The sequence below is a fragment of the Providencia stuartii genome (genome assembly GCF_029277985.1).
GTDB classification, from domain to species: Bacteria; Pseudomonadota; Gammaproteobacteria; order Enterobacterales; family Enterobacteriaceae; genus Providencia; species Providencia zhejiangensis.
Window position 1 is genome coordinate 3,172,962 of record NZ_CP119546.1, and the last position, 21,519, is coordinate 3,194,480.

The following is a 21,519-nucleotide window of genomic DNA, read 5'->3' on the forward strand; positions in this document are numbered from 1 at the left end:
AATGCGAGTTCTATTACCTTTTCTGGCACTCTATCGCCGTCATTGGTTTCTGATCCTACTCGGCATGATCTTAGCCATCGTGACTTTACTTGCCAGCATCGGGCTCCTCACCTTATCTGGATGGTTCTTAGCAGGTGCGGCTATTGCCGGCTTCCCCGGTATTTACTACTTCAATTATATGCTGCCTGCTGCGGGAGTGCGAGGCGCCGCAATTTTCCGGACCGCAGGACGTTATGCTGAACGATTAGTCAGCCATGACGCGACATTCCGAGTATTGGCACATTTACGTGTTTTCGCCTTCAGCAAAATATTACCCCTGTCACCAGGCGGAATTAGTCGCTTCCGTCAAGGCGAGGTGCTTAACCGCTTGGTTGCTGACGTGGAAACCTTAGATCATCTGTATTTACGTGTGCTATCACCTATTTTTGCCGCTTTTGTGGTGATCTTCGTCCTGATTTTTGGTTTGAGCTTCCTTGATCCTCGCTTAGCGTGGACACTTGGTTGCATCATGCTCTTGTTACTGTTTACATTGCCATTCGTATTTTACCGAGCAGGTAAGCCTATCGGTCAAGAACTGACGCATTTACGCGCGCATTATCGCACAGTGCTCACATCGGCCTTGCAAGGGCAAGCTGAATTGACCTTATTCGGTGCCCTTCCCCGTTTTCGTAAAACATTGTCTGATATTGAAAGTCAGTGGCAAGTACGTCAACAACAGCAAGCTAGCCTAACGGGGTTATCCCAAGGGATTATCCTGTTTGCTTCCGGCTTTACTGCAACACTCTTGTTGTGGATGGCAGCAGATCATGTCGGAGGGAACACAAACCCTGGTGCGTTGATCGCTCTATTTGTGTTCTGTGCATTAGCCGCCTTTGAAGCCTTAGGGCCTGTGGCCGTTGCATTTCAACATATGGGCCAAGTGATCGCTTCAGCGGAGCGAGTATCTCAATTAATCGATGCCAAACCTGAAGTCACCTTTCCACAAAAAGGTTTATCGCTACCTCAATTGGAAAGCCTTGTCGTCGATAATATTTCTTTTACTTATCCTGAGCAGCCTTTCCCTGTTTTAAGACAAGTGTCACTTTCACTAAAACAAGGCCAACATATTGCTTTATTGGGTAAAACAGGTTGCGGCAAATCGACATTATTACAGCTATTAACCCGAGCTTGGGATGTTGATAGTGGTATGATCTACATTAATGGGCAGGATATCCGTGACTATAGTGAGCAAGCTCTACGCGCGATTATGTCTGTCGTTCCACAAAGGGTGCATATCTTTAGTGATACGCTACGTAATAATTTACTTCTTGCGAATGATAAAGCGACCGATAAGCAACTTAATGAAGTTCTACAACAAGTCGGCCTCGGCAATTTGCTTGAGAATGAACAAAAACTTAATGCATGGATGGGTGAAGGCGGTCGACAATTATCAGGTGGGGAGCAACGTCGTTTAGGTATCGCTCGCGCGCTTCTACATGACACGCCATTAATTTTAATGGATGAACCCACTGAAGGACTTGATGCACAAACGGAACAACAAATCCTTTCGTTGTTGAAAGAGAAATGTGCCGAGAAAACACTGATTGTCATCACGCACCGTATGCAAGGCATAGAACAAATGGATGCCATTTGCGTGATGGATAACGGTGAAATTATTGAGCAAGGTTCGCATCAAGCATTATTAGCGTCAAAAGGACGTTACTTCCAGTTTCGTCAACGCCATTTGCAACAACAGGTTCTGTGAGGCACATCATGTACCAACTCGATGATGACTCCTATTTATTCCCGCCAGTGCATGAAGCCATGCGGGAACCTAATGGCCTGTTAGCAATAGGCGGCGATTTAGCACCTGAACGGCTTAAGGCTGCTTATTATGATGGTATCTTTCCTTGGTTTAATCCCGGTGAAATGCCATTGTGGTGGTCGCCTGACCCCCGAGCTGTTTTAATGGTGGGTGAATTGCATATTAGCCGTTCAATGAAAAAATTATTGAGAAAGCAAAAATATCGCATCACCATCAACCATGCCTTCAACGAGGTTATTGAGGCGTGTGCTATCCGTGAAGAGGGAACATGGATTGTGCCTGAAGTTTGCGTTGGGTATCAGGCTCTACATCAACAAGGGGTCGCACATTCTGTCGAAGCTTGGTATGGTGAAGAGCTGGTTGGCGGCCTATATGGCGTGAACCTAGGGCACCTATTTTGTGGCGAATCTATGTTCAGTAGAATGAATGATGCATCCAAAGTTGCTTTTATTACATTCTATTTTCATTTTTTGCGCTATAATGGGCAGCTTTTTGATTGTCAGGTACTTAACCACCATACCGCCTCATTAGGCGCAAAAGAAATATCCCGTCGGGATTTTTTACATATTCTTTATCGGTGGCGTAACAAAGCGATTGATCCCGCCTGCTGGTTACCGCAATCGATTGAAATACAGTCATTATTCGAATAGCGAATTCTGGCTTTAAGCTATTTTATGCCCACACTGCTCAAGAAAAATCGCTTTAAAATGCGACATTTCTTTACTTAGTGAGGGTTTTTGGGCATTATCTTGCCCGTTAAAAATCATGGTTATTAGACTTAGAGGATTAGATGGCCAAAGAAGACAATATTGAAATGCAGGGCACAGTACTCGATACCCTGCCAAACACAATGTTTCGTGTTGAACTGGAAAATGGTCACGTAGTGACTGCCCACATTTCTGGAAAAATGCGTAAAAACTATATCCGCATCCTGACAGGCGACAAGGTAACTGTAGAGTTAACTCCGTACGACCTGAGCAAAGGCCGTATCATTTTCCGTAGCCGCTGATTCTATCTCTTCAGGCAAGGCCTGATACAGCCACAGGTGGTGTGCTATTGCACAACACACCTGTGGTCTATTTGTCAGAATACCGCATCCTCCGGAGAGGCCTTGTGCACGCTACTGAAGCTATATGTCAGTGTGTTGCTTTTTTCATCAAGCCCGATACTCACCGAGCCACCATTAGTTAGCGAACCGAATAACAACTCATTTGCTAATGGTTTTTTCAGGTTATCCTGAATAACACGTGCCATGGGTCGGGCTCCCATTGCCTTATCATAGCCTTTCTCACATAACCAGCGGCGAGCCGCTTGGCTAACCTCAATAGACACCCCTTTCTCATCCAATTGTGCTTGAAGCTCGACAATAAATTTATCCACCACCTGAGTGATAATCTCAACCGACAATGAGTTGAACCAAATAATGCCATCAAGGCGGTTACGGAACTCAGGCGAAAAGACTTTCTTAATTTCAGATAAGGCGTCAGTACTATTATCTTGCTCAGCAAATCCAATAGAACGGCGTTGTGTTTCTTGAACCCCCGCGTTAGTCGTCATCACAATAATAACATTACGAAAATCCGCTTTGCGCCCATTATTATCAGTCAGAGTACCGTGATCCATGACTTGCAACAGGATATTGAACACATCTGGATGTGCTTTTTCAATTTCATCCAGTAGCACTACTGAATGAGGATGTTTAATCACTGCATCCGTTAATAAGCCACCTTGGTCAAACCCAACATACCCTGGGGGAGCCCCGATCAAACGGCTCACAGTATGTCGCTCCATGTATTCGGACATGTCAAAACGCAATAATTTAATATCAAGCGCTTTAGCTAACTGCACGGTAACTTCTGTTTTACCAACACCTGTTGGACCTGCAAACAAGAAAGAACCAACCGGTTTATGCTCTTGGCCTAAACCAGCACGACTCATTTTTATCGCTTCAGTTAACGCTGCAATCGCATCATCTTGCCCAAACACCAACATTTTTAAACGGGCATCCAAGGTTTTCAAACGCTCTTTATCACTTGAAGAAACGGTTTTTTCTGGAATACGCGCAATACGTGCAACCACAGATTCAATTTCAGGCACACCGATTGTTTTCTTGCGCTTGCTGGGTGCGACTAAGCGAGTCCTCGCCCCTGCTTCATCGATCACATCAATTGCTTTATCAGGTAAATGTCTATCCGTAATATATTTAACGGATAAATCAACTGCCGCCTGAATCGCTTTCGCGGTATAGCGAACATCATGGTGAGATTCGTATTTTGGTTTTAACCCATTAATAATACGAACGGTTTCTTCTGCTGTAGGCTCTACAATATCGATTTTCTGAAAGCGGCGTGCAAGCGCTCTATCTTTTTCAAATACATTGCTGAATTCTTGATAGGTTGTTGAACCAATCACGCGAATCCGGCCGCCTGACAGTAATGGCTTGATTAAGTTTGCGGCGTCCACTTGTCCACCAGACGCTGCGCCAGCACCAATGATAGTATGGATTTCATCAATAAAAAGAATGCTTTTACTGTCTTTTTCCAACATTTTCAACAGTGATTTAAAGCGTTTTTCAAAGTCACCACGGTATTTAGTCCCTGCCAACAAAGCGCCAATATCGAGTGAATAGATAGTGCAGCCTTTCATCACTTCAGGTACATCATTTTGCTCGATACGCCATGCAAGCCCTTCCGCTATCGCGGTTTTCCCTACGCCTGATTCACCGACCAACAATGGGTTATTTTTACGACGGCGGCACAGAACTTGAATGGTTCTTTCTAGCTCGGCCTGACGCCCCACCAGAGGGTCAATATTGCCTTGTTTCGCCAATTGATTGAGGTTCGTCGTAAAGTTATCCATGTGATCATCGGAAACAGGCTGCTCTTCATTGCTAACTTGGCTATTAGCGGCATCTTGCTCAGATTGCGCTGGGTTTTCGCCTTTAATGGTGCCATGAGAAATAAAGTTAACAACATCTAAACGGCTTACGTCATGTTTACGCAATAAATAAGCGGCTTGTGATTCTTGTTCACTGAAGATTGCCACAAGAACATTGGCACCACTCACTTCATGACGCCCAGATGATTGAACGTGGAAAACAGCGCGTTGTAGAACACGCTGAAAACTTAAAGTGGGTTGCGTATCACGATTATCATTTTCAGGTAACAGTGGTGTCGTTTGCGCAATAAAGTGCTCAAGCTCTTGCCTCAAGACAACGAGGTCAACTTTACAGGCATCCAATGCTTCACGCGCTGACGTGTTACTTAATAATGCCAGCAACAGGTGCTCCACTGTCATAAATTCGTGTCGATTATCTTTCGCTTTTGCAAATGCGACGTTCAGACTAAGCTCCAGTTCTTGATTGAGCATAAGCACCTCCCAAAATTGATATTAGCTAGTTCACACTTTTTCTATTGTGCACAACAAAGGGTACTCATGTTCGCGCGCATAGCTGTTAACTTGTGCCGCTTTTGTTTCAGCAACCTCTGCCGTAAAAATACCGCAAACCCCTTTTCCCTGAAAATGAACATCTAACATTATCTGTGTAGCGCGTTCTTCATCAAAAGAAAAGTATTTTTGTAACACTTCAACAACAAAATCCATTGGAGTGTAGTCATCATTATTTAATATAACCTTATACATTGAAGGTGGCTGTAAGACTTGTTCCACTTCATCCTTAATAATGACATCTGTTTTAAATGTACCAAGAAAATCGCTCATTACTTGTCGTGCTCGGAGTTAAGATTCAATTAAGCATAACCTTTATTATCAATGATTTCTATTAATCAAGATAACAATTAAATGTCGTGAGAATCATTTGTTTTATCAATCATTGATTCACTCTAATAACAGTGTAACACGCTATTCAAAGTAACTCATATGACCAATAGTTTGTGACCAACTTCAAAGTTTATAAAGGAAGGAGCGTTAGCCATATCAAATTTTTATCACTTTGCCAAAAATCCGCAAACTGATCGCTTGACGTCCGAAGGCAATTCACTACAGTATGATTTGCAGACAGTCAATATGGGTAATTATACTTAGTCGATGCATAGTGATTATGCATTTATGTCAAACACAACTTGTAAATACGAAGGACGATGTATGGAGACAGGTACAGTTAAATGGTTCAATAACGCCAAAGGCTTTGGTTTCATCTGCCCAGAAAATGGGGGAGAAGATATTTTCGCTCATTACTCCTGCATACAGATGGATGGTTACAGGACATTAAAGGCTGGCCAGAAAGTCAATTTTAGTATTAATACTGGCCCAAAAGGAAACCATGCCAATCTCATCATTCCGATTGAAAATGGTACATTGAATAATACAAGTGCGGAGGCAACGCCTCAAGAATAATTCAGCCTAATAGAGCACAGTTAATTACTTCATGCGTTCAGTAATGATGACATGACAATTTTTGGTAGTTAACTGTGTCTATTTCTAAACAATATGCAGAGATCAGCGCGGGCGGCTGTGTGTTTGCAAAAATGATAGGTCACCGTAAAGTGATTTAAGTAAAGCAAACTGCTCTTCATCATAGAATTGGCAATGCCCGCTACTAAATTCTTTAGCAACTTCAATCATAAACTTCACCGCGGCAGCAATGTCCACTTCATGGCTGGCACCTGTGGAACACCCCGGGACAATCGTTTGTGTGCAAATAGCAACCCCCACCACAGGCGCTGTGGTTGATACCGATGGTTGCATAATACTATTGATGTGGTGTAAGCCATTACCGTAAGGTGTAATATCTTGCACTGCGAGTGGGAAGGTCACCGCATGTTGCCCGCTGCTCCATTCCATTAATCGCAATAAGTCTTCAGCAACCGGTAGGATATAACCTTCTTTAACTGTCGGCGACAATGCATACCCTTTGTGGTTCAGTAAGCGATTTCCCTTGGTTGTATCTACCGATAATATGGCATCAGCTTCAGGAATGGCTTCATGTTGATTCATCGTCTCATCATTAAGAGGGGAATCCATAAAATCAACGGGGCTATGAGGACGGGTCGGTGCTGTTGGGCAGATATGTGTTGTTATAATCACATCACCCTTCAAAATATCACCGCTTTCACGCATATTGGCGAGTTTTAGCGCCGCCGCAATCGCCGCGATCGCACCATCGGCATCAGAGACAACGCCAATACGCGATGGCCTCGCGCCAATTCCGCCCAAACGACCTATAATGCCAAGTGTCGGTGTGTTTTTACCTTGTAATTTCCCCTGACTTCCTGGAATGACTATACGAACAAAATCACTTTGCCCTTTTTCGTCTTGCACTGTTTTTGAGGATACCTCAACGCCAGTGAAATGCTTAAATAAGGCAACAATATCATCCCCACTAACAACGGCACTATCGATTAACTCGTAAGCGCACAGGGTCTGTTTTAAACTCATATTTTACCCTTGGTATTTTTACAACTTCAGGTCAATTCTGTTGTTATTTCGCAAATTATTGAGAATAACAACAGATAATTGACCCTATTTCCTGGTGAAGGCGTATTCACGCACTATAAAATTTAATTGTTATGTTTATGGTTTAATACTACGTTTTAACCAATAAGAATCGCCTACCATGCTGCCAATATAGGATGCTTTATGACATATTTGTGTGGCTAGCTGGTCTAATAATTCAGGCGTAATCTGTGATGCAGGTAAACTCAAGCACAATGCATAGAGGGTACCTTGCGCTGGGTCATAAACAGTACTCGATACAGAAGCCACTCCTGGAACCGATTCATTAATCGAATATGCCCAACCCCGTTCTTCAATCATATTCAGTTCTTGACGTAACTGATCTTGTTTCTCTTGTGGTTCTTGGCAAATAATCACCTCGCGCTCGCTTAACGAGTTACGAGACAGCAAGGCTTTTCCTGTCGAAGTCCCCGCTATCGGTAACTTAGTTCCCGGTCGAGTGATGACTTGCAACATACTATTACCAATTCGGGCATGCACGACCCGAACCTTATCTTTATCTCTTAAAGAGACATAAGTGGTATAACCCGTTTCTTTCGTCAGCTCATCCAGCGATTCAAGCACCATATCAATAACAGGGTTCATCCCTCTAGCATGATGAGCTAATTCCATAATGATCAAACCCGGACGATAAATAGGCGCATCATTTTTCTTTTCGAGTAAGCCATACTCCGCCATCTGTTTTAATAAACGCGATGCAGAGCTTTTTGGCATTCCCAATTCATTAACTAACGTTGTCACTGTAAGCTCATCGCCTGAGCGAAGAAACAAACGGTATACATCGACAACACTTGAGAGAATACTCATAACTCACCTGTAAACGGAGAATTTTGCACCAATGCCTGATAGCTTTGTGGTTTTCGATCTCTTAAATAAGGAATATTCAGGCGAGTATGTGCCTGAACAAGAAAGTTTACTTCTCCCATGAGCAATGCCTCGCTATCACAGCGAGCCTCATTAAGAAGTTGTCCTCTAGGACCTAAAATTTTACTTCCACCAAACAAATGTAAATCACCTTCATGACCCCAACGATTCACTGCTAGCACGTGAGTCCCATTTTCAAGAGCACGACAAGCGGTATTAATATCCCACATGTCTCTGTCTTGGATGCACCATGCAGAAGGTGCGATCAATAATTCTGCACCATTTAAAGTCAGAATTCGTGCCACCTCGGGGAAGCCCATGTCATAACAAATCATGATGCCTATTTTGCCGATTGGCGTCTCAAAGACGGGATAGTCACTGCCACAGCTGAACCACTGTTTTTCGATGCCAAATGCATGAACTTTGCGAAAAACACCGCTGATATCTTCACACCCTGGGTTCCAGACACCGACAGAGTTATATACCTCGCCTAAATAATGACCTCTTTCGGCAAAACCACTCACAATAGTGAGATCCAAACGGGTAGCCAGTGAACTGAATAATTGATAGGTTTCACTGCCTGTACTATCGCTAAGATCCCATAATCGCGTAGAGAGCAAATCGCCTCGATAACCTGTTGTTGCCAATTCAGGGAAGCAGATCAGCTTAGCGCCTTGTTCAGCGGCTTGATGACAAAAATCCGTCATACGCTGTAAATTTTGGGTCTTATCACCAAGCGTAGAATTAAATTGTGCAAGCGCAACTTTAACGATGTGATTACTCATCGCTCTCATCCTTAATCTGAGTGACTTACTTTACGGAATTGAACCGTATCAACACCTCTAATGCGAGCTTGCCAACGCATTCCAATCCAATATAGAAGAGCACTTGCAAGCAGTGAATTCAGTGCAGGTACACCAAAGTCGGCATTAAAAGGACCTAATTCAGAACTTAGCCAACCGACGATCACAGCAATGATCCAAACAATTAGCGTAATAGGGTTAAACGCCTCACAAGTCAGTGGGAGTTCCCCTTTCGCTCTTGTTGTCTCTAATTCTTTACGATCACGTTTTAATAAGTAGTAATCAATGACCATGATGCCAGCAACAGGCGGAATCGCTATTCCTAAATAAATCAGAAAACCAATAAAGTTATCTAAAATACCTAGCATTGAAGCAATAGTGCCAAAAATACCAATGACCCATGTGAGATAACGACGATCAAAACGTTTATTAAAAATAGCGTTCAATAAAGTCGAAAAACCTAAAGATGATGAATATAGGTTAATATCGTTCATTTTGATGGTTGAGAAGATAACAATTGATGCGCCAACTAGCCCAGTTAGTGTCATCATCAAATCGAATACCTGAGACGTATGTAATGCCAGCGGCCATCAATACGGCGATCATATTAACTAACAACTCACCAAAAAAAGTCCCGATAAGAGTCATCCAAAAAACCTCTTTTGGGCTTTTCATGAAACGACTAATATCGGGCGTTGTGACAGCGGAAATAATAAACCCACCAGCAACCATAGTAATGGCCGCGGGTAAAGTCATAAGAGGCCCTGCTGGTTCAGCACTACTGATAAGGACACTAATATCCTGCCCTGAAAGCAGATTATAAGTTGCCCAGACTAACGCGAGTAAAAATAGCGGCGTTGAAATATTGGCGGTAATAGATAAAAAGCGATACCCATATACCGTAATAATCGTCACCGCAATACCTGTAATAAGCGACCAAGTCCCTGGTGTTAGCACATTCGTCGCTTTATACATACCATCCGCAAAGAAACCGTTTTGTACGCCGAACCACCCCATCAGTGAAATCGCAATAGCGCCACCAATCAGAGCAGATCCTAACTTACCAAACCCAGACCACCGTGACAGTAGACTGATTGACATTCCTTCGCGGCACGCAGCTGCACCTAATGCCCAGCTAACGACTTGTAAAATAACTGAACCTAGCATGGTGGCCCAAAACGCTTGCCAAAAAGTCAGTCCATAACCGAGAGCGGCCCCTAACATCACCTGTGAAACACAGGCCAGTGAACCAATACGGATTATTAGGACTTCATAAAATGGCCGACGGGCACTGAGAGGTACCCTAGCCAGAGAATAATCTTCACCCATTTTATTCGCCATTTTAGTATTCCTGCTGTGAGAATCTTTGCTGTTAAATTTTTTTTGGCTTATTATCCGGTTCCATTTTATGGAACTGGGTTTCATTTATTCCACGAGATGAATGATATCCGCCTTCGCTACCAAATCGCAAGTAAAATTTATCTTTTAAGATATATTTTTAGGTGTCGAAATATTACTAAAGACGGAAAACAAAACCTTTAGAAGGGAAATTAATATAAAAATAAGGATGTTGAAGCACCTCTTTAATGATTAGAGGTGCTTCACAAATTTGAAAAAAGAGGGAAATTATTCTCTGGCTAACGCATCAATAGGGTTTAATCTAGCGGCACTTCTTGCAGGTAAGAACCCAAAAATAATACCGATCGCAGTCGAACACACAAATGCACTAATCAACGCGATTGGCTGAAAAACAAACTCCCAGCCAGGTAATGCCATTTGAGCAAGTAGGCTGATACCATAAGAAAGGGCTATGCCCATTCCTCCCCCCATCAAACAGACGAGCACTGCCTCAATTAAAAATTGTTGCATCACATCACTCGTTCGTGCTCCTACAGCCATACGAATACCAATTTCTCGTGTGCGCTCTGTTACAGACACCAACATGATATTCATTACCCCAATCCCGCCAACAACCAGTGAAATAACAGCCACTAAGGTGAGAAATAGCTGCATCGTACGCGTGGTTTTTTCGGCGGTTTTCACTAGCGTGTCGATATTATAGGTAAAAATATCTTTTTTACCGTGTCGCAGTGTTAACAAACGAGTGATTTGTTGCTCTGCTACTTTGGCATCAATGCCCTCTTTAACCCTAACAACAATACTATCCAAATAAGGTCGGTTTACGATTTTGCTATTGACGGTGGTATCAGGCAACCAAATCGATAATGAATTATCTGAACCAAAAATTGATTTTTGTTCCGCTAATACCCCAATCACCGTTGCTGGCATATTACCAATCAAAATAGTTTCACCAACCACTTGTTTCTGATTAGGGAAAAAACGTCGTTTCGTATTAGCATCAATCACGACCACTTGAGCTCTACGTCTCACCATATCTTCAGTAAAGTTCATCCCCTCAGAAAATTTTTCGGCATAAACTTGAAAATAATCACGCCCAACGCCTAATAATCGTGCTGAAGCATCTAAATTGCCTCGGCGTAATCGAGTTGATTGAGATAACTCACCAGATACCGCTTGAACATAGGGCTGCTTTGCAATGGCATCAACATCGGCTGGTTTTAACGATTGCCGGTCTTGTGCATTATCGCTACCAAAATCCTCGCCTGGATACACTGAGATGGTATTCGTACCAATTGATTTGATATCATTAAGTACCATTCCCTGTGCAGCATCCCCTATCACCATGATAGAGACGACTGACGCAATACCAATAATAATGCCCAGCATCGTCAATAAGGTACGCATTTTATTCACGACCATGGCACGCCATGCCATTAACAGTGCTTCACTGAATCGGCCGTACATTTGTGACAAGGACATTTTTCTCGGTGCGGATTTTTTTAATCGCGGTGGTGCTGACGTTGTCACTGTTCCGGAATCACGAATGATTTCACCGTCTTTAATTTCAATGATGCGTTCAGCCTGCTGGGCCACTTTTGGATCATGAGTAACAATGATTACGGTGTGACCTTGTGCGCGCAGGTCTTTGAGGATTTTCATGACCTCTTCACCTGAATGGCTATCAAGAGCACCTGTAGGTTCGTCAGCAAGGATCACTTGACCGCCATTCATTAATGCTCGTGCAATACTGACTCGCTGTTGTTGCCCACCAGACAGCTGATTAGGCCGATATTCTGCGCGTTCTTTAAGCCCTAATTTGGCCAGTAATTCAATCGCTCTTTGACGTCGCTGTGTTTTGCCCACCCCCGCATAAACGGCTGGAACCTCAACATTTTGCTCCGCCGTTAAATGGCTTAACAAATGATAACGTTGAAAAATAAAACCAAAGTGCTCTCGACGCAATTCCGCTAACTGATTATTATCAAGCTGTGAAATTGTTTGTTGAGCAACGAAATACTCGCCTGAACTCGGCTTATCCAAACATCCAATGATATTCATTAATGTTGATTTACCTGAGCCTGAAGCGCCAATAATGGCAACCATCTCCCCTGCTTCAATCTTTAGTGAGACGTCTTTCAGTACGGTAATTTCGGTTTCACCAGCGGGATAACGTCGAGTTATCCCTTTCAGTTCTAATAAGGCCGACATATTAATCCACCGTGCTGCGACTAGTGATAACCTGTTCGCCTTCTTTTAAGCCATCAATGACTTCAACATAAATATCATTGCGGCTACCAATTTTTATCTGGCGCTTCTCGGCATTTTCACCATTAAGGATCTCAACGTCATACACCTGCGGTGAAACTTCTGTGCCTAATGCCGACAAAGGTAAAAGCAGGACATCTTTATGTGATTCGAGATCAATTTGCACCTGTGCCGTCATTTGCAATTTCAGTAAATGCTGAGGATTAGGCACCTCAAAACGCGCGTAGTAAAAGATTGCATCATTAATTTTTTCAGGCGTCGGTAAAATATCTTTCAATACCCCTGAAAAGCGTTTATCGGGAGCACCTAATACGGTAAATGAGGCCGCTTGACCAGGCTTAAGATAAATCACATCAGCTTCTGATACTTCAGTCTTTACTAGCATGGTATCGAGATCGGCTAACGTTAAAATGGTAGGAGCCTCTTGCGCCGCTATCACCGTTTGACCTTGTAATGTTTTAATAAAGGTCACAATGCCATCCATTGGCGCGGTAATCTGCGTGTATTTAAGATTCGTTTTAGCGGTATCTAAAGTGGCTTGATTACGCTTAATCTGTGATTGATACGTTGCTACCTGTGCCTTTTTCACTTCAACATCTGTTTGCGCTTTATCTAAATCTTGTTTAGAAACCGCTTGAAGTTTGGATAGACTCAATTGGCGTTGGTAAGTCACCTCTGCTAAACGTAATTCCGCTTTTGCTAAGGCTAAATTAGATTCTAACTCATGAATCGTTTCTTGAGATTCGGTAACATCGTTTTGTGCTTTTTGGGGATCGATAACAGCAAGTAAATCGCCTTTTTTGACGTTATCGCCCTCTTTCACATACAAGGTTTGTAGTTGCCCGCTAACCTGCGCCCCAACATCAACTTTTCTGACCGCGTCCAGTTTCCCTGTTGCTTGAACTTGCTTATTTAAATCACCTCGCGTCACAGAAACTGTTTGAAAGACTTCTTTTTGTTCTCCCCCAAAAAATAACAATGCGATAACCATCAAAATCAAAATTACTGATAAAGAAATCAGCCACTTTTTTTTACGTGAATTTGCTCTCATTCAATCCATACCTATAACAATAAAGAGAGGGCTACGCCCCCTCAAAAATTCACTCTCTTCAAAACCTGCTTATGATGTTACTTAGTAAGCTTTCCCCCTCGCTAGCCACGCGACTCGTGAAAACATGCTTTTGAGTTGTGATGGTATTGAGTCGGGCCCTAATTCTGCCGCGCGGTTAACAATGGCTATCGCAAGGTCAGGTTTTGAGGCTTTTGAAATCGCCTTAATAATCACTCGTCGCGTGGACACTTTTGCGTTATCAGGGATCCCCGATATTTCGTGGTAAAGATGCCCAAAGCCTTCACGATACAAAAAATGCTCCATATCGGGTGCGGGTAACCGTGTTAATCGGTCGCGCTCTGTATCATGCATTTTTTCAGCAAAACTAATCGCCGTTGCCGCATATTTTTTGCCTGCTTCGTCACCATCAACCAATGTATGCCATTCTATACCCATTCCATTGGCAAACTTTAACAAAGGCTTAAGACCACTTTGTGCAAATTCAATCACCTTGATCCCTTCGGTTTCAAAGTAATAATTACATTGTCTAGCTAACTCATTCATCAACCAAATTTCAGTTTCTCCTTCCACCAGTAACCAACAGCGAGCAAACATTGCAGAAGGCCGGTTAAAACGGATATGAAAGGAGATTTTACGAATTTCTTCTGCGGATAACTCATTCTCTCGTAAACGATAAGCAGAGACTTTGCCGGAATCCCGTACTAAACGGCAAATATTTTCAATGGGAACCTGTGATAAAAGCTCCCCTGAGTTTGTTGTCGTAAGACGTTGTAGAGAAAAAAGATTTAACAGCCCCCAAGCAATCGACAACATAATCGGGTGTAATCGTGTCTCAGGGTCTTCGACAATGACGAGAGGCCGAGCATACTTATCCAGTTGCATATTGCCTTTTGATTGTAGCAGAGAAGAAAACATTCCTAATATAATCAACCGGATATTACGTTGATTGGGTTTAGCAATAATGCGGCTGATATTATCTAAGGCCTGCCAACCTCGTTTGCGGGGCTCAATTTTAATCGTTTCATTCTTTTCTTGAAACATGAATGCGCTTTGCCCAGCAAAATAATGGCTGAGTAATTGCTGCATTGCATCAACGCCTTCAACTAACTCTTCATCGCTCAGCCTTTGTGGGTTATTGATCAAGGCTCGCGTCAGTTCTTCCATACGTACATTAAAAATATCACGAACTTCTTTTTCACCTGACACAATGGTCTCGGTGTTTAATGAGGGGAGAAAACGGGCGTCACGTAAACGGATAACAGGGTACAAACGAATAATTTCTTTAATATACTTACCGACATTATCCAAAGATAACTTGTTTCCTCCCGCATTAAGGAAACTACGATCAACACTAATGCTTCCATCGTCATTTAATACTGCACTAACACGATAAAAAATATGTTTTAAATCATCACCATTATCGACCCAAACAGAACTAAGATGACGAAAACGAAATGAACGATGGCGTCCGGGCCGATTTTCACAAAATTTAAGCACTATCTGTAATGAACGAAACCGCGAAGTATCATCGCCCGTTGGATGATAAAAGTCGTGCTTATTAAACTGATAATGTTCCTGTTCTGGTGAAAGTAAGAGAGTCAATGCATCTAAAAGACTCGACTTTCCCCACGAGTTTTCACCTACTAAAACCGTATTTTTATTCAAAGCTAATGAGAGCCGGTTAATCCCTCTAAAACCGTATATTTCCACACGTTCCAGATACATACACCCTCTCCTTGCTATTCACTATTTTTAGAGCTTACCTTATTAACCGATAGACTGACTATAAGAGTGCTCAAAAATTAAATATATTTACATCAATATATACTCTAAATAATTCGACACGTAGTAAAACAGTAGATAAATGGATTGGAAAAGCATGTAGAGCCAAATCGCTAACAAAAATGCAGGTAGTCAACCATTCAATACACTTGTAGTATACCGAGTATAGCGAACCATATTGAGCATCTATTTTTAGTGTTATAAAATAGTTAAACTTTATTTTTTAGTCTTTTTATCCTATTTTTTATCGATAGCTAGAGAAAAAGACGTTGCTGTAATAGTTGTTGTAATAAAAGTATTTGGCCTGCTGTTATAAAAACAGGATACAGGCAAAATCATTTTAAAATATAATAATGATTATATAACTCCTTGTTAATGGGATAAATTTAAGGATGCAAAATGTATTCAGGACTACTCATTATTTTACTACCGTTAACACTAGGTTATCTTATCCCTATAAAAAATAAAAAGATCTTAGATATTACCCATCGTGCATTAAATTCAATGGTATATATCATTTTATTTTTAATGGGGGTTACACTCGCCTTACTTGAAAACTTAAGTGTTCACCTCTTTTCCATTTTAATCTACGCACTAACATTTTTTGGTTGTATCTTTTCGCTCAACCTGATTTCACTCTTGCTATTAGATAAGCTTGATCCTTGGAAAATTCCAAAGCATAAACAAGAAAAACCGCCTTCACGTATCAAGATGGTTTTCGAATCACTCCAGCTATGTGGTGTTTTGTTAATCGGTTTCTTGGTCGGCTTAACCGGCTTTGATTTTCTTCACTATGCCGATAAAGGTAGCCAAATAGCTTTAATGGCCCTATTACTCTTAGTTGGCTTGCAACTACGTAACAGTGGCATGAGTATTAAACAGATATTAGTTAACCGTCGTGGTACAACGATTGCCTTTGTAATGGCCGTCAGTGCACTCGCAGGTGGTGCTATTGCTGCAATATTATTGGGTCTACCGGTCAAAATGGGACTGGCATTAGCCTCAGGTTTTGGCTGGTATTCCTTAACGGGTATCGTATTAACCGATGCTTACGGCCCTGTTATGGGAAGTGCCGCGTTCTTTAATGACCTTGCTCGTGAACTTGCCGCAATTATGCTAATTCCTCTAATGATTAATCGCTACCGTTCTACGGCTTTAGGGATATGTGGCTCCACGTCAATGGATTTTACACTTCCCGTTCTCCAGCGTAGTGGAGGGGTTTCTATTGTTCCCGCAGCGATTGTTCATGGCTTCGTGCTGAGTCTCGTTACCCCTATCTTAATGGCCTTCTTTACCTAACCCCCTTTTTCTTTATATCCACCTGCTTATTCATGACTAAGTGAATAAGCAGGTATCCTAAAATGACGATATTTAACAGCGCTTTACATAAGTAGAATTTCAGTCACAATAGCGTTAGATGAGTGCGAAATAGGAAACCAACATGAGTGAAAAACAACGTATTTTAGTCTTGGGGGCGAGTGGCTATATCGGGCAGAATTTAATCCCTGAATTAATTAAACAAGGCCATCAAGTGACAGCAGCAGCAAGACGTGTAGATTGGATGCTCTCCCAAGGTTGGCAAGACACGCAATGCATCTATGTTGATTTACAAGATCCTGAAACACTCAATGATATTATGCAGGAAATCGATATTGTCTATTTCCTCGTTCATAGCATGGCGGATCAAGCCAATCTCATTGAACGTGAACGCACTGCGGCACGTCATGTTCAGCAAGCGCTTGATGAGTCTAATGTAAAACATGTCATTTATCTTAGTTCATTACAGCATGGCCATAGTTATTCACAGCATTTAATCTCTCGCCGTTTAACCGGAGAGATCCTGCGCGAAAGCAAAGTGCCTGTCACCGAAATTCGCTCAGCTATCATTGTTGGTTCGGGTTCCGCCGCCTTTGAAATCATGCGTGATATGGTTTACAACTTAGCCATTTTGACTCCGCCACGTTGGGTTCGCTCAAAATCATCACCAATCGCATTGAGTAATATCCTTTATTATTTAACTGAATTCGCAAAACTGCCTGTCACGGAAGATCATATCTATGATGCCGGTGGCCCAGAATATATGAGCTACCAAGAATTATTTAAACGCTTTATCAAAATCAGCGGCAAACGTCGGTTACTGATCCCTATTCCCATTCCAATCAGTATGATTTCGGTACATTTCATTAGTCTAATCACTTCAGTACCACCTTCCATTGCGAAAGAGTTGATCCAAGGCCTACAACATGATCTGCCAGCAGATGATAAAGCGCTACGCCAATTGATCCCACAAACGTTAGTTTCATTTGATGATGCTGTCAGAATGACTTTATCTCAAGAAGCCGATGCGATCGATAATGCAGATTGGGGATACGATCCTGAAGTTAAAAAACGTTGGCGCCCAGGTTATGGTTTTTATCCTAAACAAGCAGGTTTTACCCTCGGTACCTCCGCCAGCACAGAATCTTTATGGCACGTCGTACAACAAATTGGGGGGAAAGATGGCTACTTTTATGCCAATGCCCTTTGGAAGACCCGTGCGATTATGGATGACATGATGCTAAACAAGGTGAAATATGGTCGGCCTGATCGCGAAGAACTTCAGCTAGGTGATGAGATCGATGGCTGGAGAGTGATTAATATCGAACCAGAAAAACAGCTTAGTTTATTATTTGGTATGAAAGCGCCAGGTTTAGGCCGTCTCACCTTTACGATTCATGATACCGGAAGTCGCCGTTCAATTGATGTACGTGCTTGGTGGCATCCTGCTGGCTTCAGTGGATTACTGTATTGGTTCGCCATGATGCCAGCACATTTATTTATTTTTAAAGGAATGGCAAAACGCATCAGTGAGCTGGCTTTTGAACGCGATAAACAGCGTGCTCATAAACCACAAACAGAGCAATTATCTTCAAAATAATCATTGATTGAAGATAAAAACCAAATTTTTATGCATACAATATTGCATAAATATGCTTACAGGATTAATATCTGTGTCAATTAAACAAGGTATTATTGGTAAGCATGAGCATTCAATTAAAAAATATAAACTGTTTTTACGGCTCTCATCAGGCACTTTTTGATATTAACTTAGAGTGCCCAGCCGGAGAAACCATGGTGTTACTCGGTCCTAGCGGCGCTGGTAAAAGCTCTTTATTACGCGTGTTAAATCTGCTCGAGATGCCACGTTCAGGTTTGCTTAACATTGCAGGTCAGCAATTTGACTTTGCATCTACACCCGATGCCAAGGCGATCCGTGCATTGCGCCAAAATGTAGGTATGGTATTTCAACAATACAACTTGTGGCCACATTTGACCGTTTTAGATAACCTTATTGAAGCACCATGCCGAGTTTTAAAGCTGTCACGTCAAGAAGCAAAAGCCAAAGCGGAGAAATTGCTAGAGCGTTTACGCCTAACACAATTCGCAACACGTTTTCCGTTACATTTATCGGGTGGTCAACAACAACGTGTTGCCATTGCCCGTGCACTGATGATGGAACCCCAAGTGCTGCTATTTGATGAACCTACTGCGGCACTTGATCCTGAAATTACGGCACAAGTTGTCGATATTATTCGGGAATTGTCAGCAACAGGAATTACACAGGTTATCGTTACTCATGAAGTAGAGATCGCCCGTAAAGCCGCTAGCCGTGTGGTGTATATGGAAAACGGCCATATTATTGAACAAGGGGATGCTAGCCACTTCACTGCTCCTCAAACTCAAGCATTTGCAAACTATCTGTCACATTAATAGATATAGGATTAAGCAATGAAAAAAATGATATTAGCTGCACTACTTGGCGCTGTAACCTTATCTGCAACTGCGGCGGAAAAAGAGACTATCCGTTTTGCAACAGAAGCAACATACGCACCATTTGAAATGTTCGATAAAAATAACCAAATCGTTGGCTTTGATGTTGATTTGGCAAATGCTATGTGTGAAAAAATGAATGCGACATGCACATTTACTCACCAATCCTTCGATAGCTTGATCCCAAGTCTAAAATTCCGTCGTTTTGAAGCATTAATGGCAGGAATAGATATTACGCCAGATCGTCAAAAACAAGTTGATTTCACGGATACTTACTATCCTAACTCAGCCGAATTTATCGCCATTAAAGAGAAGGTTTCTTCGGTCGATCAACTGCAAGGTAAAAAAATTGGTGTACAAAACGGAACAACTCACCAAAAATACATCATGGAACAACATAAAGGTATGACAACTGTGCCTTATGATAACTATCAATCTGCCATTCTTGACCTACAAAATGGCCGTATTGATGCCGTGTTTGGCGATACTGCGGTTGCCGACGAATGGCTAAAAGCTAAAGGTAACGAAAACTTAGCACCTATTGGTGAAAAAGTCACAGACCCACAATACTTCGGCATTGGTCTCGGTATTGCAGTACGTAAAGGTAATAAAGAGTTATTAGATAAAATGAATAAGGCACTCGCAGAAGTCAAAGCAGATGGTACTTATGACGTTATCTATAAAAAATGGTTTGAACAATAATCGATACTGTTAATGAATAATTTTCTTTTTCTAACAAGTGCCGCCGGTCTGACCGTCGGCCTTGCTGTTTCTGCCCTTATATTGGGTTTGATTCTCGCCATGCTATTCACAGCTTGGGAATCCGTTCGATTTAAACCAATCGCATTTTTAGGAACCTGTTGGGTAACGTTAATTCGAGGCTTACCAGAACTGCTGGTTGTCCTGTTTGTTTACTTCGGGACACTGCAACTGATAAACCTATTAGGCGATGGTATTGATATCAACCTTGGTTTCTGGCAAACCACCTTACAAATTGATCCAAGCATTTTCTTTGCGGAAAGTGGTGAGTTCGACTTTACGCCTTTTGCTTGCGGTGTGGTTGCACTGGCTCTACTGTATGCATCCTATGCATCACAGACGCTACGAGGAGCCTTAAAAGCCGTACCTTATGGGCAATGGGAAGCTGGTTTAGCCCTCGGATTAACTAAACGAACTATTTTCTTTCGCTTTATCATGCCTCAGATGTGGCGTCATGCGCTGCCCGGATTAGGGAACCAGTGGTTAGTTTTACTCAAAGATACCGCTTTAGTTTCTTTAATCAGTGTTAATGATTTAATGTTGCAGACTAAAACCATCGTTAACCGTACCCATGAACCGTTTACATGGTATGCGATTGTTGGCTTAATCTACTTAGCGATCACCTTATTGAGCCAAGTCATCCTAAAACGAATCGAGTTGCGTACAACCCGTTTTGAGCGAGGTGAATCGCAATGATCGATTTAATTCTTAATATTCTTCCTGGCTTACCGACCAGTTTATCATTGACGTTCAGTGCATTGTTTATCGCTTTTGTCTTGGCGGTAGTCTTTACATTGATTCTATCTTTGAAAACACCGGTGATTTCCCAAGCGGTGAAGGTTTACATCACGCTATTTACGGGAACCCCATTATTAGTGCAGTTCTTTTTAATTTATAATGGCCCTAGCCAATTTAAATCATTACAGAACTACCCTGTTTTATGGGATTTTATTTCGACACCATGGGTCTGTGCTGTAATTGCGTTGGCATTAAATAGTGCGGCTTACTCAACATTACTTTTCCACGGTGCGGTAAAAGCGATTCCTTCAGGACAGTGGCAATCTTGCCAAGCATTAGGTATGTCTAAAGCACAAACTATGCGCATTATTCTGCCTTATGCTTTCAAACGCTCTCTATCTTCTTATTCAAATGAAGTCGTGTTGATCTTCAAGAGTACATCATTAGCCAGTACCATCACGATGATGGATATTATGGGCTACAGTAGCCAGGTGTTTGGGCAAAGTTGGGATGTTATGGCGTTTGTCGCTGCTGGTATTATTTATCTTGTTGTTAATGCCATCTTAACCATTATTATGCGATTGATTGAGCGCCAAGCACTCGCGTTTGAACAACGAAGTTAAGCTTTTCATGATGGCATATTGCCATATGCCATCATGAAATTAGCGCCATCATATCCAATTCTACGAATTTACGTCGCAGCCACTCAACAGATGGCTGCAACTGTATCGTTCCTGTCTACCAGATACCTATCAAGTCAAAGCGCCATCACTCGCCATTATGCT

20 protein-coding genes are annotated in these 21,519 nt (G+C 42.1%); 10 read left to right on the forward strand and 10 right to left on the reverse strand.

Translation table 11 applies throughout. The features are described 5' to 3' along the window. Position 1: 1 nt before the first annotated feature. From cydC to infA, 3 genes are all read left to right on the forward strand, one after another. Positions 2-1,744, forward strand: coding sequence for a heme ABC transporter ATP-binding protein/permease CydC (gene cydC / locus P2E05_RS14085; protein WP_196714110.1), 1,743 nt, complete (start codon positions 2-4; stop codon positions 1,742-1,744). Between the two features lie 8 nt (positions 1,745-1,752). Further along, positions 1,753-2,454: a leucyl/phenylalanyl-tRNA--protein transferase gene (gene aat, locus P2E05_RS14090; protein ID WP_154623170.1), complete on the forward strand. Its 702-nt coding sequence runs from the start codon at positions 1,753-1,755 to the stop codon at positions 2,452-2,454. Positions 2,455-2,594: 140 nt separating this feature from the next. Beyond that, on the forward strand, positions 2,595-2,813 hold the full coding sequence (gene infA / locus P2E05_RS14095; protein ID WP_004244560.1) for a translation initiation factor IF-1: 219 nt from the start codon (positions 2,595-2,597) through the stop codon (positions 2,811-2,813). A gap of 74 nt (positions 2,814-2,887) precedes the next feature. Here the strand turns inward: infA and clpA are convergent, their stop codons facing one another. Together clpA and clpS are read right to left on the reverse strand one after the other, a co-directional pair. Further along, positions 2,888-5,173 carry an ATP-dependent Clp protease ATP-binding subunit ClpA gene (gene clpA, locus P2E05_RS14100; RefSeq protein WP_154623172.1) on the reverse strand — a complete coding sequence of 762 codons (2,286 nt, stop codon included), beginning with the start codon at positions 5,171-5,173 and terminating at the stop codon, positions 2,888-2,890. Positions 5,174-5,203: 30 nt separating this feature from the next. Further along, the gene (gene clpS / locus P2E05_RS14105) at positions 5,204-5,524 is read right to left on the reverse strand and encodes an ATP-dependent Clp protease adapter ClpS (protein WP_154623173.1); all 321 of its coding nucleotides are present in this window, start codon (positions 5,522-5,524) and stop codon (positions 5,204-5,206) included. Between the two features lie 384 nt (positions 5,525-5,908). Between clpS and cspD the strand changes: the two genes are divergently transcribed. After that, on the forward strand, positions 5,909-6,160 hold the full coding sequence (gene cspD, locus P2E05_RS14110; protein ID WP_154623175.1) for a cold shock-like protein CspD: 252 nt from the start codon (positions 5,909-5,911) through the stop codon (positions 6,158-6,160). 102 nt (positions 6,161-6,262) lie between these two features. Here the strand turns inward: cspD and P2E05_RS14115 are convergent, their stop codons facing one another. The 8 genes from P2E05_RS14115 to P2E05_RS14150 form a co-directional block, all read right to left on the reverse strand. Further along, positions 6,263-7,201 (reverse strand): DUF1177 domain-containing protein, encoded by a 939-nt coding sequence (locus tag P2E05_RS14115; RefSeq protein ID WP_154623177.1) that lies wholly within the window; start codon positions 7,199-7,201, stop codon positions 6,263-6,265. Between the two features lie 135 nt (positions 7,202-7,336). Further along, positions 7,337-8,086, reverse strand: a complete 750-nt coding sequence (locus tag P2E05_RS14120) for an IclR family transcriptional regulator (protein ID WP_154623178.1) — start codon at positions 8,084-8,086, stop codon at positions 7,337-7,339. Then, positions 8,083-8,928, reverse strand: coding sequence for a nitrilase-related carbon-nitrogen hydrolase (locus P2E05_RS14125; RefSeq protein WP_163862665.1), 846 nt, complete (start codon positions 8,926-8,928; stop codon positions 8,083-8,085). The genes P2E05_RS14120 and P2E05_RS14125 overlap by 4 nt, the downstream gene beginning before the upstream one ends. A gap of 11 nt (positions 8,929-8,939) precedes the next feature. After that, positions 8,940-9,497: a cytosine permease gene (locus P2E05_RS14130; protein WP_276122844.1), complete on the reverse strand. Its 558-nt coding sequence runs from the start codon at positions 9,495-9,497 to the stop codon at positions 8,940-8,942. Beyond that, positions 9,427-10,287, reverse strand: a complete 861-nt coding sequence (locus tag P2E05_RS14135) for a purine-cytosine permease family protein (RefSeq protein WP_276122845.1) — start codon at positions 10,285-10,287, stop codon at positions 9,427-9,429. The genes P2E05_RS14130 and P2E05_RS14135 overlap by 71 nt, the downstream gene beginning before the upstream one ends. A gap of 285 nt (positions 10,288-10,572) precedes the next feature. Beyond that, the gene (gene macB / locus P2E05_RS14140; RefSeq protein ID WP_154621786.1) at positions 10,573-12,516 is read right to left on the reverse strand and encodes a macrolide ABC transporter ATP-binding protein/permease MacB; all 1,944 of its coding nucleotides are present in this window, start codon (positions 12,514-12,516) and stop codon (positions 10,573-10,575) included. A gap of 1 nt (position 12,517) precedes the next feature. Continuing rightward, positions 12,518-13,624, reverse strand: coding sequence for a macrolide transporter subunit MacA (macA, locus tag P2E05_RS14145; RefSeq protein ID WP_154621787.1), 1,107 nt, complete (start codon positions 13,622-13,624; stop codon positions 12,518-12,520). A gap of 81 nt (positions 13,625-13,705) precedes the next feature. Next, complete coding sequence (locus tag P2E05_RS14150) at positions 13,706-15,370, reverse strand: ATP-dependent nuclease (protein WP_154621788.1); 1,665 nt, start codon at positions 15,368-15,370, stop codon at positions 13,706-13,708. A gap of 456 nt (positions 15,371-15,826) precedes the next feature. Between P2E05_RS14150 and P2E05_RS14155 the strand changes: the two genes are divergently transcribed. From P2E05_RS14155 to artM, 6 genes are all read left to right on the forward strand, one after another. Next, positions 15,827-16,726: a lysine exporter LysO family protein gene (locus tag P2E05_RS14155; protein ID WP_154635650.1), complete on the forward strand. Its 900-nt coding sequence runs from the start codon at positions 15,827-15,829 to the stop codon at positions 16,724-16,726. 142 nt (positions 16,727-16,868) lie between these two features. Further along, on the forward strand, positions 16,869-18,344 hold the full coding sequence (locus P2E05_RS14160; protein ID WP_163862669.1) for a DUF2867 domain-containing protein: 1,476 nt from the start codon (positions 16,869-16,871) through the stop codon (positions 18,342-18,344). 104 nt (positions 18,345-18,448) lie between these two features. Next, positions 18,449-19,177, forward strand: a complete 729-nt coding sequence (gene artP, locus P2E05_RS14165) for an arginine ABC transporter ATP-binding protein ArtP (protein ID WP_276122846.1) — start codon at positions 18,449-18,451, stop codon at positions 19,175-19,177. Between the two features lie 18 nt (positions 19,178-19,195). After that, a complete protein-coding gene (artJ, locus tag P2E05_RS14170; protein ID WP_276122847.1) occupies positions 19,196-19,939 on the forward strand; it encodes an arginine ABC transporter substrate-binding protein in 744 nt (247 codons plus the stop codon). A gap of 12 nt (positions 19,940-19,951) precedes the next feature. Beyond that, positions 19,952-20,692 carry an arginine ABC transporter permease ArtQ gene (artQ, locus tag P2E05_RS14175; protein ID WP_154622377.1) on the forward strand — a complete coding sequence of 247 codons (741 nt, stop codon included), beginning with the start codon at positions 19,952-19,954 and terminating at the stop codon, positions 20,690-20,692. After that, positions 20,689-21,357, forward strand: a complete 669-nt coding sequence (gene artM, locus P2E05_RS14180) for an arginine ABC transporter permease ArtM (RefSeq protein ID WP_154622376.1) — start codon at positions 20,689-20,691, stop codon at positions 21,355-21,357. Before artQ ends, artM begins: the two co-directional genes overlap by 4 nt. Positions 21,358-21,519 lie beyond the last annotated feature (162 nt).